Origin of the sequence: Streptomyces sp. So13.3, assembly GCF_005860785.2 — a bacterium.
GTDB classification, from domain to species: domain Bacteria; phylum Actinomycetota; class Actinomycetes; order Streptomycetales; family Streptomycetaceae; genus Actinacidiphila; species Actinacidiphila fildesensis.
In genome coordinates this window covers 4,713,380-4,726,450 of sequence record NZ_CP048835.1, presented here as the reverse complement: position 1 = coordinate 4,726,450, position 13,071 = coordinate 4,713,380, and the positions used below count along the sequence as shown (strand labels likewise).

Sequence of the window (13,071 nt, the reverse complement as noted above, 5' to 3'; positions counted from 1 at the left end):
GGACCGGGTCTGTAGAAGTGCAGCGTCAAGAGTGACGACGTTGCGGCGAGGGCTCGGAGTCCTCGTCGTCGTCATCATCGTTGTAACGACTCGCGTACTGTGCGTACGGATCGTCGTCGTCGTTCTCGTCGTCATCGTCCACAACAGGCTCCGGCGGAAGTACCGGAAGTGGTGACGATGCGCCCAGCTCGTCGGCCAGACGTGTCAGATCTGTACCGCCGCTGTTGTACTTCAGCTGGCGGGCGACCTTCGTCTGCTTGGCCTTGGCCCGGCCGCGCCCCATGGCTCGACCCCCTCAACGGCGGGGCTCGATGGCCCCGAGTCTTGACACGCGTTCATGAATCGGAGCGGTCTCTCCGGGGAGGGACCGGTCCGTAGGCCCTCAACGGTACCTGCTTCCGGAGCCGCACGGTACGTCGCCCGCACGACGCGCGTCGGAGCGGGAGCCGAAGTGGGCCCTGTACTGGCTGGTCAGCCGTGATTTTACCCGGTTCTAGCGCGAACTTGCTATCGCGTCGTGCGTTCGGTCACCCACCGCGTCAGCGGGTGGACCACCGGGCCGTTCCGGGGGAGATCACCGGGCGGTCGCCTGCCCCCGGACAGGCGACCGCCCGCCGCACACCAGGTGAGCGGCGGGTGACCGGCGGGTAAGTGGCTGAAATCAGCCTGCCTCGGGACGCAGCCAGTCGGCGGCCGGGGTCCGGTCCGCGATGCGCTGCTCGGCGAGCCGGTCCGCGGCGGCGGCCGGCGGAATGCCGTCGGTCCGCGCGCGGTCGAAAATGGCGGCGGTGGTGTCGAAAATCTTCGTCGCCTTGGCCTTGGCCCGGTCGAAGTCGAAGCCGTGCAGCTCATCCGCGACCTGGATCACGCCACCGGCGTTCACCACGTAGTCGGGCGCGTAGAGGATCCCGCGGTCGGCGAGGTCCTTCTCGACGCCCGGGTGGGCGAGCTGGTTGTTGGCCGCGCCGCACACGATGGTGGCGGTGAGGGCCGGCACGGTCTCGTCGTTCAGCGCGCCGCCGAGCGCGCAGGGCGCGTAGACGTCGAGCGGGGTCCGGATCAGGACATCGGCGTCGGAGACGGCGCTGATCTGCGGGTGGCGGGCGCGGATCCGGTCGACGGCGTCGGCGCGGACGTCGGTGATCACGACCTCGGCACCGTCCTCGATCAGGTGCTCCACCAGGTGGTGGCCGACCTTGCCGACGCCGGCGATGCCGACCCGGCGGCCGCGCAGCGTGGGCTCGCCCCACTGGCTGCGGGCGGCGGCCCGCATGCCCTGGAAGACACCGAAGGCGGTCAGCACGGAGGAGTCGCCGGCGCCGCCGTTCTCGGGGGAGCGGCCGGTCGTCCAGCGGTTCTCGCGGGCGACGACGTCCATGTCGGCCACGTAGGTGCCGACATCGCAGGCGGTGACGTAACGGCCGCCGAGCGAGGCCACGAAACGGCCGTAGGCGAGCAGGAGTTCTTCGCTCTTGATCGCTTCCGGATCACCGATGATCACGGCCTTGCCGCCACCGTGGTCGAGGCCGGCCAGAGCGTTCTTGTACGACATGCCGCGGGAGAGGTTGAGGGCGTCGAGCGCGGCCTCTTCGTCGGTCGCGTAGTCGTAGAAGCGGGTACCGCCGAGGGCCGGGCCCAGAGCGGTGGAGTGGAGCGCGATGACGGCCTTGAGGCCGCTGGCACGGTCCTGGCAGAAGACGACTTGCTCGTGTCCGCCCTGTTCCGACCGGAACAGTTTGGAGACGACGCTGGAAGTCTGAAGAACGTCGGTCACGGTGGTGACTCCTGCAGTCCAGAGGTTGCCCTCCGTGCGGGTGGGGAGGGCCGGTTGGCGCAAGCGTATTGCCCGCAGGCGGCCCGTACGGCCGTAGGGCCCGGCCGGGTGATCGCCAACGGCCTCCGCTGCGCACGGTACGTCCTCCCGAGCACCGCTCCGGGCCGCGCCGTAGCGGGCCGCGGCCGCCGGAAGGCACTCTGAGGGAACGCGGAAAGAGCGCGGAAAAAAGTGGACGAGGGCGTTCCGGAGCTGTGCGGAACGACACTCCGGAGGACCCCTCGGCCGGCGCCGGCCCCCCGGACGGGCACAGTGCTGTGGATCACCCCCACCGCGGGCCGGAGCGTGGGACGATTCGGGTGAGAGCCGGTCACGAGGGAGCGGGTGTGGGCTTGTCGTCGGTGCTGGTCCCGTACGCGGCGTATCTGCGGGTCTACGAGCCGCTGGCGGCGTTCCCCGAGCCCGAACGCACCCACTGGTACCGGTATGCGGCCGCGGGCGAGGTGCGGACCGCACAGGACGAGCTGCGGCAGTCGCTGGCCGACCTGCTGCCGGTCCCGCCGGTGGCCGTCCCGGTGCACGAGAGCCGCGACGCCTTCGTGGCCGTCGTCAACGGCGTGACGCACATCTGCCCCTGGCGTACCCGGCTGCGCGGCTGGCTGGCGCTGGACGCCCTCTCCGAGCAGCTTCCGGAGATCGTGCTGGACGCCGTGCTGCCCGCCGTGGTGCGCGCGCAGGCCGAGGCGGACCACGAGGCATGGCGGGAGCGCAACCCGGACGCCCGGCCGTGGATCCGCTCAGCGACCTGGCACGTACCGGTCCGCTGGTTCGCCCTGTTCGGCGATGACGAGCGGGAGTACGAGCCGGCCGGGCTCGGCGAGTCCAAGGAGCCGCTGATGCGGTACCGGACGCCGATGGTGCAGGCCCGCCGCCGGGTGGCGCGCGGGCTGCGGGTGCTCAAGGACGCGCTGGAGGAAGGCCCGCTGATCGACGGCCTGATCGACGTGGGCCGCTGGCTCGAGGAGTTCCACCCGCGTTCCATGGTCGAGCTGGACTACGGCGGCCTGGTGCACGCGATCCCCGAGGCGGATCTCGCGGAGGACCGGTCGGCCGCCGATGTGGCCGAGGGTCTGGCCGCGCTCAAGGACGGGTCGGGAGCGGCCGCCTCCGAGGCGTACGAGCGGCTCACCGAGCGCTGGCGGACCATCCGCGAACTGCAGTTCGCGAGCTGACGCCGGCGGCTGCCGACGCGCCGCCGGAGGGCCGGGGACGTTGGTCCCGATCCGGGCCATTGGCTCAAGCGTGACGGAGAGCACGTAACTGGACTCTTGCGGACATCCCTACCGGTCGTGCCAATATGGGACAACGAGTCCTGGAAGAGCTTATTCCGTCCAGCAATGGGCGGGTTGTCCGGTATTGCATATCTTGAGGGTGGGGATGGGGCTGGTGATCCAGCTGTGACTGATCGTCACCCTGGAGTGACTGTCCGTTATGGCATGGTCCATCGGCTTCCGTAGAGCTTGAACCCCTGAGAGGGCAATTCCATCGGTTTGGCCGACGAGGCTGGACGGATGGTGTAGTTGTAGTGCCGAGGACAAGCCGTTCGTCCTATTACCGACTCGGCCCGCGTCCGCCATTTCGGGCAACACGGGTCAAGGTGCAGAATTTAGAGGAAGAACCGCGCTGGTTCGGTTCTCTCGAGGAGGCCGCTCATGACCGCTCGCACCCCTGATGCCGAGCCGCTGCTGACCCCCGCTGAGGTCGCCACGATGTTCCGCGTGGACCCGAAGACGGTCACACGGTGGGCCAAGGCTGGGAAGCTCACGTCCATCCGCACGCTCGGCGGGCACCGCCGCTACCGCGAGGCGGAGGTCCGCGCACTTCTGGCGGGCATTCCGCAGCAGCGCAGCGAGGCCTGACTAGCCCTTACATGCCCTTTAGGGCCGTCTTATGGGGCCCCCACCCCATAAGTCACCTGCTCCACCAGCTCCACGGGCTCCCTGCCCCCATCGGGGACGCCACAAGGACACAGAAGGTCGCATCGGACTCCGCCGGGTCCGATGCGATCTTTTTTGTGCTCCCAGGGGCCCTTGAGGGGCGCCACGAGGCCACTGAGGGGGCGTTGCGGGACGTTGCGGGGCTTTCGCGGGCAGTTGCGCCGGGCGGCGCGGCCGGCCGTACGCGCGCCTCTGTGGGGTCCGCTGCGGAGTCTTGTGGGCATCTTGCGCGGACCTGTCGGTGCCGACCGATGCGCATCGCGGGCAGATCGGGCACAGGTGCAATTGCACATATTAAATTGACACCCCCCAGAAGGGGGTCGAGTTCCCCACGTCTTGGAAATCTTTGGGTGACGCCCGTCACACGCACGGGTCTTGTGGCTGCTCAGATCCTTGCGGTAATGGGGAATCGGGCTTCAGAAGCGCAAGCCGCAACAGGCGGTGGCAGGTGACGCAGTGTCGGGTGAGGTGCCTGGTCCCTGAAGCGGCCGCCAGGTGGGCGCGCAGGAGCGCCCTCGTCTCGTGCCTGGGAGTCGGCGTCATACCGAAGGCGTACCGGCGGCCGCCAGGACCCGTCAAGACGGCGCACAGCCCCGGCCGCAGGGCGGGGCACGGGGAGCGGCGCGGGCCGCCGGCAACGCGAAAGGCCCGGATCCACAAGGGATCCGGGCCTTTCGATGATGCGGTCCTGACGGGATTTGAACCCGCGGCCTCCACCTTGACAGGGTGGCGAGCACTCCAAACTGCTCCACAGGACCAGGCTTTGCCGCGCTGAACCTTCCTGCGCTGCGAGAGAGACTGTACAGCAGGTCAGGGGGTGGGGTCGAACCCGTTCGGCGGCACGGCCGCGGACCGGCCAACGGCCCCTCGCGGACCGTCCCCCGGGACCGGCCCGCGCCGGCCCCCGCACCCGGAGCCGTCAGCCCCAGGCCTCGTCCAGCACCTTGAAGATCCGCTTGTCGGAGACCGGCTGCGAGGTGCCCAGCGCGTGCGCGAAGTAGCTCACCCGTAGCTCCTCGATCAGCCAGCGAATGTCCCGAACCTTGTCCGGAACCGGGCGCCCGGCCGGCCGGGACGCCAGCAGCTCCGCGTACTCGCGCTGGATCTCCAGCACCTTCTCCATGCGCATGGTGTCCCGCTGGACGTTCGTGGGCATCTGCTGGAGCCGGCGGTCGACCGCCACCAGGTACCGCATGAGGTCCGGGAGCCGCCGCAGCCCGGTGGCCGTGACGAAGCCGGCCGGCACGAGGGCCGCCAGCTGCTCCCTGACGTCCGTGAGGTTGGCGACCAGTACCAGGCTCGTGGTGCCCTTCAGACGGCGCTCACAGGCCTGCCAGGCGGCCAGCACCTGCTGGACCCGGGCCACCGTCTTCACGGTCACGTCGACCAGGTCGGTGCGCACCTTGTCGAAGAGCTTGCGGAACGATTCCTCGTCCCAGGCCGGCCCGCCGTGGTCGGCGATCAGCTTGTCGGCGGCGGCGGTCACACAGTCGTCGAAGAGCGCCTGGATGCTGCCGTGCGGATTGCGCGAGAGCGCCAGCTTGGCCTCGTTGTTCAGCTGGCCCTGCGCGAACTTCGACGGGTTCGAGGGGATGTTGAGCAGGATCAGCCGGCGGGTGCCGCGCCACATCGCCGCGCTCTGCTCGGCCTCGGTGTCGAAGAGCCGCACGGCGACGCTCGCGCCCTCGTCGACCAGCGCGGGGAACGCCTTCACCGGCTGGCCGCCGCGCCGGGTCTCGAAGGTGCGCGGCAGGCTCCCGATGGTCCACTGCGTCAGGCCGGTGCGCTGCTCGATGCCGATGGCGTCGGCGGCCTTGGAGATCACCTCACGCGTCTTCGGCTTCAGCCGCAGCGTGAGCGCCTCCAGGTCCTTGTCCTCGGCGAGCTTGCGGCCGCGCTCGTCGGTCACCCGGAAGGTGATCTTGAGGTGGTCGGGGACCTTGCCGAGGTCGAAGTCCTCGACGTCCATCCGGACGCCGACCATCCGCTGCAGCTCGCGGGCGAGGGTGTCGGGCAGCGGCTCCTGGACGGGCACCACCCGGTCCAGGAACGCCTTCGCGTAGTTCGGCGCGGGGACGTAGTGCCGGCGGATCGGCTTGGGGAGCGACCGGATCAGTTCGGTGACGACCTCTTCGCGCAGGCCCGGGATCTGCCAGTCGAAGCCGTCGGGGACGACCTGGTTGAGCACCTGGAGCGGGATGTGGACGGTCACGCCGTCCGCGTCCGCGCCCGGCTCGAACTGGTACGTCACCTTGAACTTGAGCCGGCCCTGGCGCCAGGAGTCCGGGTAGTCGTCCTTGGTGACGGTCTGGGCCGCCTCGTTGATCAGCATCGACTGCTCGAAATTGAGCAGTTCGGGTTCGTCCCGACGCTTCTGCTTCCACCAGGAGTCGAAGTGGGCGCCGGATACGACGTCTTGTGGCAGCTTCTGATCGTAGAAGTCGAAGAGCGTCTCGTCGTCGACCATGATGTCCCGGCGGCGGGCCCGGTGTTCGAGCTCCTCGACCTCACCGAGCAGCTTGCGGTTGTCGTGGAAGAACTGGTGATGGGTGCGCCAGTCGCCCTCGACCAGCGCGTTACGGATGAACAGATCCCGCGAGACCTCTGCGTCGATCCGTCCGTAATTCACCTTGCGCTGCGCGACGATCGGCACGCCGTACAGCGTCACCCGCTCGAACGCCATCACCGCGGCTTGATCTTTTTCCCAGTGGGGCTCGCTGTAGGTGCGCTTCACCAGGTGCTGCGCGAGCGGCTCGACCCACTCCGGCTCGATCTTCGCGTTGACCCGCGCCCACAGCCGCGAGGTCTCCACCAGCTCGGCCGACATGATCCAGCGCGGCGGCTTCTTGAACAGCGCCGAACCGGGGAAGATCGCGAACTTGGCGCTGCGGGCGCCCAGATACTCGTTCTTGTCGGTGTCCTTCAGCCCGAGGTGCGACAGCAGCCCGGCGAGGAGCGAGGTGTGCAGCCGCTGCGAGTCGGGAGCGGCGTCGCTCTCCTTCTCCTCCAGATGGATGCCCATGGTCTTGGCGACCGAGCGCAGCTGGCTGTAGATGTCCTGCCACTCGCGGATCCGCAGATAGTTCAGGAACTCCGACCGGCACATCCGGCGGAAGGCCGAGGACGACAGCTCCTTCTGCTGCTCGCGCACATAGCGCCACAGGTTCAGATACGCCAGGAAGTCGCTGGTCTCGTCGGCGAACCGGCGGTGCTTCTCGTCCGACTGCTGCTTCTTCTCCGCGGGCCGCTCACGCGGGTCCTGGATCGACAGCGCTGCCGCGATCACCATGACCTCACGGACACAGCCGTTGCGGTCGGCCTCCAGCACCATCCTGGCGAGCCGCGGGTCGACCGGCAGCTGGGCCAGCTTGCGGCCCAGCGGCGTCAGCCGCTTCTGGTGGTCCTTCTCCTTCGGGTCGAGCGCGCCGAGCTCCTCCAGGAGCTGGACGCCGTCCTTGATGTGACGGCTGTCCGGCGGGTCGATGAAGGGGAACTTGGCGATGTCGCCCAGCCCGGCCGCCGTCATCTGGAGGATGACGGACGCAAGGTTGGTGCGCAGGATCTCCGCGTCGGTGAACTCCGGGCGGGACTCGAAGTCCTCCTCGGAGTACAGCCGTACGCAGATGCCGTCCGAGGTACGCCCGCAACGGCCCTTGCGCTGGTTGGCGCTGGCCTGCGAGATCGCCTCGATCGGCAGCCGCTGGACCTTGGTGCGGTGGCTGTAGCGGGAGATACGGGCATTGCCCGGGTCGATCACGTACCGGATGCCGGGCACGGTCAGGGACGTCTCGGCGACGTTCGTGGCCAGCACGATGCGGCGGCCGGCGTGCTTCTGGAACACCCGGTGCTGCTCGGCCGAGGAGAGCCGCGCGTACAGCGGCAGCACCTCGGTGGAGCGCAGGTTCAGCTTGTTGAGGGCGTCCGCGGTGTCGCGGATCTCCCGTTCGCCGGAGAGGAAGACCAGGATGTCGCCCGGGCCCTCGCGCTGGAGCTCCTCCGCCGCGTCGCAGATCGCGGTGACCTGGTCGCGGTCGTCGTCATCGCCCTCTTCGGCGAGCAGCGGCCGGTAGCGGACCTCCACCGGGAACGTCCGCCCGCTCACCTCGACGACCGGGGCGTCCCCGAAGTGCCGGGAGAAGCGCGCCGGGTCGATGGTGGCCGAGGTGATGATCACCTTGAGGTCGGGGCGGCGGGGGAGCAGTTGGGCGAGGTAGCCCAGGATGAAGTCGATGTTGAGGCTGCGCTCGTGCGCCTCGTCGATGATGATCGTGTCGTACTGCAGCAGCTCGCGGTCGGTCTGGATCTCCGCGAGCATGATGCCGTCGGTCATCAGCTTGACCAGGGTGCGGTCGCCGACCTGGTCGGTGAAGCGGACCTTCCAGCCGACGGCCTCGCCGAGCGGGGTGTCCAGCTCCTCCGCGATCCGGTCCGCGACGGTACGGGCGGCGATCCGGCGGGGCTGCGTATGGCCGATCAGGCCCCGCACCCCGCGCCCCAGTTCCAGACAGATCTTGGGGATCTGGGTGGTCTTGCCCGAGCCGGTCTCACCCGCGACGATCACGACCTGGTGATCGCGGACGGCCGCCAGGATCTCGTCCTTCTTCTGGCTGACCGGCAGCTGCTCGGGGTAGCTGATCTTCGGCACGGCGGCGCGCCGGCGTTCCACACGCGCCTCGCCCTGCTCGATCTGGCCGGCGATCTCCGCCAGCACCGCCGCGCGGGCTTCGGTCTTGCGGATCCGGCGGGCGCCTTCAAGACGGCGGCCGAGCCGCACTTCGTCGCGGAGCGACAGTGCGGAGAGACGGGATCCCAGGTCGGCGAGGGTGGCGGGGCCGGGCTGGTCGGCGGCACTGGAGGCGGAAGCAGGCTGCGTAGACATACGGCCCCCAGGATCTCACCCGGCCGGAAGAGTCCGCGAATCATTTCGCCGCGGTGCCAGCGGGGCTCGACCCGTACCGGACCGGGAGCGGCGCGCGGCCGGGGCGGGAGATCCGCCAAAAGTCGTTGAATCCGGGCCTGAATGGCGGGGGATCGACGGGGGTGCGGGGCGGGGCTCCGGTGCGGGGGAGTGTGACGCATCGGACACCGGCGAAGAGCTGGGCGGGGGAGTTCCGAGCGGAGGAGTTCTGCTGGGGAAGTTCTGCTGGGGAACGACGAAGGCCCCGTCCGGAGACGGGGCCTTCGTCGTGCGGTGGCTGGGGCCGGGGTCGAACCGGCGACCTACCGCTTTTCAGGCGGTCGCTCGTACCAACTGAGCTACCCAGCCGCAGCGGTCCTGACGGGATTTGAACCCGCGGCCTCCACCTTGACAGGGTGGCGAGCACTCCAAACTGCTCCACAGGACCTAGCTATGTGTAAGACGAGTCTCACACACGGTAAAGCGTACCCCCAACGGGATTCGAACCCGTGCTACCGCCTTGAAAGGGCGGCGTCCTGGGCCACTAGACGATGAGGGCTAATTGGCCCGCCTTGGGCGCTTGTCGGCGCCGTCGGGGACGAGAGAAGCATATGGGATGCCGCCGGGTATCGCCAAAACGGTTTACCGGCCGGTCGCGGGGTGGGGTGAGGGGTGGGGTGAAGGGCCAGGTGAAGGGTGGGCCGAGGGGGCGCCCGGAAGTGAGCCGTACGCCGGGGGAAAGTGCCGCCCATGACCGACAATGGGCGGGTGCTGGAGATGACGCGTGAGGAGTTCGAGGAACTGGTCGGCGAAGCGCTCGACCGGATTCCGGCCGAGCTGACACGGCTGATGGACAACGTCGCCGTATTCGTCGAGGACGAGCCCGACCCCAAGGACCCCGATCTGCTCGGCCTCTATGAGGGGACACCCCTGACCGAGCGCGGTGAGTGGTACGCCGGGGTCCTGCCGGACCGGATCACGATCTACCGGGGGCCGACGCTGCGGATGTGCGACAACCGCGCGGACGTGGTCGCGGAGACCGAGGTGACGGTCGTTCACGAGATCGCCCACCACTTCGGCATCGACGACGAGCGGCTGCACGCGCTCGGCTACGGGTGAGGTGACGGGCGGGCCGCACGCGCTCGGCCATGGGGTGACGTGACGGGCCGGGCGTGTCCTGGGGGGTGGCACGGGCGTTGGGCACCAGAGACCCTGCCCGCCGCGTCCTGACTCCCCGAGGTGCATGCACGTGCCCCCTTCCTCCTCCCGCGCCGCCGCGCGGACCGCCGGAGCCCTACTCGCCGCCACCGCCGTCCTGCTGACGGCCGGCTGTATGAGCACCGGGGACTCGCGGGACGATCCGCGGCCGCAGGGGGTCTCACCGTCGGCGCGGGTCGGCGCGGGGCCCGATGGAACGCTGCCGGACGGCACCAGGGTGGTGCCGGGCGGGCACAAGGCCAAGCCGAACGGGTCGCCGTCCGCGTCCGCCTCCGCCGGCGGGGTGCCGCCGGTGGGCGGTGCCCCCGCCGCCGTGAAGCCGGCACCGTCCCCGGGAGCGGGCAAGCCGTCCGCCGGGCCGGGCGGTGCCACCCCCACCACGCCGGCGTCCAGCCCCACGCCTTCCGCCACGGTTTCGGCGACCACCGAGCCTCCGGCTCCGCCCGCGTCGACGCCCGCCTCGCCGTCGGAGTCACCCGTCGAATCGGCCCCAGCGGCGTAACCGGCCCATCCAGCGCATCCAGCGCATCCGGTGTAACCGGTGTAACCGGCATCACTCGCCGGCCCCGGTGAATCCGCCGTATCCGGTGTAAAGTAGGTGGCCTAGCAGCGTGCTCCCGGCCCGATTGGTCAATCGGGCCGGAGATGCGTATGCTGGTAGATCGTTTGATCCTAATGCCCGGCGCCGAATCCGAAGAGCGCCGCGTGGCGCGTTCCTTTTCTCCAGGCTGCTGACCGCATTGAGGCGGTTGTATGCGAACCCCGGAGCTGGCGCGTGCCGAGTCTCCGAGAGGTTCAGCTTTAGCATGCCCATTAACACCGCCGACCGTACCGCCATGCCCATGGACGACTCCGTGGCTGACGACACCACGATCGACACCACGGCCGAGATCACCGCCGTCGAGTCCACCGAGACCGACGCCGTCGAGGCCGACACCACCACCGACTTCACCGTCACCGAGGACGACGCGGCCGCCGAGGCCGTAGTCGCCGGTGACGACGCTTCCGCCGAAGAGGTTTCCGCCGAGGCCGAAGAGGCCGAGGAAGAGGAATACACCGGCGTCACCTTCGGAGAGCTGGGTCTCGCCGAGGGCATCGTCCGCAAGCTCGCGCAGAACGGCGTCACCAAGCCGTTCCCGATCCAGGCCGCGACCATCCCGGACGCCCTGGCCGGCAAGGACATCCTCGGCCGTGGCCGTACCGGCTCCGGCAAGACGCTCTCCTTCGGCCTGCCGCTGCTGTCGCTGCTCGCCGGTGGCCACACCGAGAAGAAGCGCCCGCGCGGCATCATCCTGACGCCGACCCGTGAGCTCGCCATGCAGGTCGCCGACGCGCTGCAGCCGTACGGCGACGTTCTCGGCCTCAAGATGAAGGTCGTCTGCGGCGGTACCTCGATGTCCAACCAGATCTACGCGCTGGAGCGCGGTGTCGACATCCTCGTCGCCACCCCGGGCCGGCTGCGCGACCTGATGAACCGTGGCGCCGCTTCGCTCGACAAGATCCAGATCGCGGTCCTCGACGAGGCCGACCAGATGGCCGACATGGGCTTCCTGCCCGAGGTCACCGAGATCCTCGACCAGGTTCCGGTCGGCGGCCAGCGTCTGCTGTTCTCCGCCACCCTGGAGAACGAGATCGACTCGCTGGTCAAGCGCTACCTGAAGGACCCGGTCACGCACGAGGTCGACGCGGCGCAGGGCGCGGTCACCACCATGACCCACCACGTGCTCGTCGTGAAGCCGAAGGACAAGGCGCCGGTCACGGCCGCCATCGCAGCCCGCAAGGGCCGCACGATCATCTTCGTCCGTACCCAGATGGGTGCCGACCGCGTCGCCGAGCAGCTCCTCGAGTCGGGCGTCAAGGCCGACGCGCTGCACGGCGGTATGACGCAGGGCGCGCGTACCCGCGTGCTGGAGGACTTCAAGGGCGGTCTCGTCAACGTCCTCGTCGCGACCGACGTGGCCGCGCGCGGTATCCACGTGGACGGCGTCGGCCTGGTGCTGAACGTCGACCCGGCCGCCGACCACAAGGACTACCTGCACCGCTCGGGCCGTACCGCCCGTGCCGGTGAGTCCGGCACGGTCGTGTCGCTGGCGCTTCCGCACCAGCGCAAGACCATCTTCCGTCTGATGGAGGACGCGGGCGTCGACGCCTCGCGCCACATCATCGGCGGCTCGGGCGTCTTCGACGAGGAGGTCGCCACGATCACCGGCGCCCGCTCGATGACCGACGTCCAGGCCGACTCCGTACAGAACGCCGCGGCGCAGGCCGAGCGTGAGGTCGCCGAGATGACCCGCGAGCTGGAGAAGCTGCAGCGCCGGGCCACCGAGCTGCGCGAGGAGGCCGACCGCCTCACCATGCGCTCGGCCCGCGAGCGTGGCGAGGACCCGGAAGAGGCCGTCGCCGCCAAGGCCCTGGAGATCGCCGAGGCCGCGGCTGCCGAGGCAGTCCGGATCGCGGCCATTCCGGTCCAGCCCGAGCCGCAGCGCCGTGACGACCGGGGCAACTACGGCCGTCGTGACGACCGTCAGGGCTCCGGTGGCTACCAGGGCCGCGACCGCCGTGACGAGCGCCCCTCCGGTGGCCGTTCGTTCGAGCGTCGTGACGACCGTCCGTCCGGTGGTTTCCGCTCCGGCGGCGACCGCCCGACCGGTGGCCGTTCGTTCGAGCGTCGTGACGACCGTCCGTCCTCCGGTGGTTTCCGCTCCGGCGGCGACCGTCCCACCGGCGGCCGTTCCTTCGAGCGCCGCGACGAGCGCCCGTCCTCCGGTGGCTACCAGGGCCGCGACCGCCGTGACGAGCGCCCCTCCGGTGGCCGTTCGTTCGAGCGTCGTGACGACCGTCCGTCCGGTGGTTTCCGCTCCGGCGGCGACCGCCCGACCGGCGACCGTCCCACCGGCGACCGTCCCACCGGCGGCCGTTCCTTCGAGCGCCGCGACGACCGTCCGTCCACCGGTGGCGGCTTCCGCTCCGGCGGCGCCGACCGTCCGGCCTTCAACCGTGACCGCCGCGAAGAGCGTCCGGCCACCGGCGGCGGCTTCCGCACCGGCGACCGCCCCGTGAACCGCGACCGCCGCGACGAGCGTCCGGCCGGCCGCACCTTCGAGCGCCGTGACAGCCGCCCGGGTCAGACCGGCACCGGCTCGATCGACCGCAAGCCGCGCTGGAAGGCCAACTGACCAGGCCTG

Annotated in this window: 9 protein-coding genes and 4 tRNA genes; 5 read left to right on the top strand and 8 right to left on the bottom strand. The window is 69.8% G+C overall.

Going from position 1 to position 13,071, the window contains the following annotated elements:
- Positions 1 to 25: 25 nt before the first annotated feature.
- Both C8250_RS21180 and C8250_RS21175 read right to left on the bottom strand, forming a co-directional pair.
- Complete coding sequence (locus C8250_RS21180) at positions 26 to 283, bottom strand: DUF3073 domain-containing protein (RefSeq protein ID WP_138355816.1); 258 nt, start codon at positions 281 to 283, stop codon at positions 26 to 28.
- 378 nt (positions 284 to 661) lie between these two features.
- Positions 662 to 1,774 carry a Glu/Leu/Phe/Val dehydrogenase dimerization domain-containing protein gene (locus tag C8250_RS21175; RefSeq protein ID WP_138355815.1) on the bottom strand — a complete coding sequence of 371 codons (1,113 nt, stop codon included), beginning with the start codon at positions 1,772 to 1,774 and terminating at the stop codon, positions 662 to 664.
- Positions 1,775 to 2,160: 386 nt separating this feature from the next.
- On the opposite strand from C8250_RS21175, the gene C8250_RS21170 reads away from it, so the two are divergent.
- Positions 2,161 to 3,006 (top strand): hypothetical protein, encoded by an 846-nt coding sequence (locus tag C8250_RS21170; protein WP_138355814.1) that lies wholly within the window; start codon positions 2,161 to 2,163, stop codon positions 3,004 to 3,006.
- A gap of 480 nt (positions 3,007 to 3,486) precedes the next feature.
- Positions 3,487 to 3,693 carry a developmental transcriptional regulator BldC gene (bldC, locus tag C8250_RS21165; RefSeq protein ID WP_003949541.1) on the top strand — a complete coding sequence of 69 codons (207 nt, stop codon included), beginning with the start codon at positions 3,487 to 3,489 and terminating at the stop codon, positions 3,691 to 3,693.
- A 438-nt stretch (positions 3,694 to 4,131) separates the two neighbouring features.
- Here bldC and C8250_RS43595 read toward each other — a convergent pair whose 3' ends face one another.
- The 6 genes from C8250_RS43595 to C8250_RS21140 all read right to left on the bottom strand — a co-directional run bounded on the left by C8250_RS43595 (position 4,132) and on the right by C8250_RS21140 (position 9,227).
- On the bottom strand, positions 4,132 to 4,314 hold the full coding sequence (locus tag C8250_RS43595) for a DUF6274 family protein (protein WP_138355813.1): 183 nt from the start codon (positions 4,312 to 4,314) through the stop codon (positions 4,132 to 4,134).
- A gap of 140 nt (positions 4,315 to 4,454) precedes the next feature.
- Positions 4,455 to 4,529, bottom strand: a tRNA-Asp gene (locus tag C8250_RS21160).
- Between the two features lie 161 nt (positions 4,530 to 4,690).
- Positions 4,691 to 8,650, bottom strand: a complete 3,960-nt coding sequence (gene hrpA / locus C8250_RS21155) for an ATP-dependent RNA helicase HrpA (protein WP_138355812.1) — start codon at positions 8,648 to 8,650, stop codon at positions 4,691 to 4,693.
- Between the two features lie 313 nt (positions 8,651 to 8,963).
- Positions 8,964 to 9,037, bottom strand: a tRNA-Phe gene (locus tag C8250_RS21150).
- A gap of 4 nt (positions 9,038 to 9,041) precedes the next feature.
- Positions 9,042 to 9,116 (bottom strand) — tRNA-Asp (locus tag C8250_RS21145).
- A 38-nt stretch (positions 9,117 to 9,154) separates the two neighbouring features.
- Positions 9,155 to 9,227: transfer RNA gene (locus C8250_RS21140), tRNA-Glu, on the bottom strand.
- Between the two features lie 209 nt (positions 9,228 to 9,436).
- Between C8250_RS21140 and C8250_RS21135 the strand changes: the two genes are divergently transcribed.
- The 3 genes from C8250_RS21135 to C8250_RS21125 all read left to right on the top strand — a co-directional run bounded on the left by C8250_RS21135 (position 9,437) and on the right by C8250_RS21125 (position 13,062).
- Positions 9,437 to 9,787 (top strand): metallopeptidase family protein, encoded by a 351-nt coding sequence (locus C8250_RS21135; RefSeq protein ID WP_187145304.1) that lies wholly within the window; start codon positions 9,437 to 9,439, stop codon positions 9,785 to 9,787.
- A gap of 130 nt (positions 9,788 to 9,917) precedes the next feature.
- Positions 9,918 to 10,388: a hypothetical protein gene (locus tag C8250_RS21130; protein ID WP_138355810.1), complete on the top strand. Its 471-nt coding sequence runs from the start codon at positions 9,918 to 9,920 to the stop codon at positions 10,386 to 10,388.
- A gap of 304 nt (positions 10,389 to 10,692) precedes the next feature.
- On the top strand, positions 10,693 to 13,062 hold the full coding sequence (locus C8250_RS21125) for a DEAD/DEAH box helicase (RefSeq protein WP_138355809.1): 2,370 nt from the start codon (positions 10,693 to 10,695) through the stop codon (positions 13,060 to 13,062).
- Positions 13,063 to 13,071 lie beyond the last annotated feature (9 nt).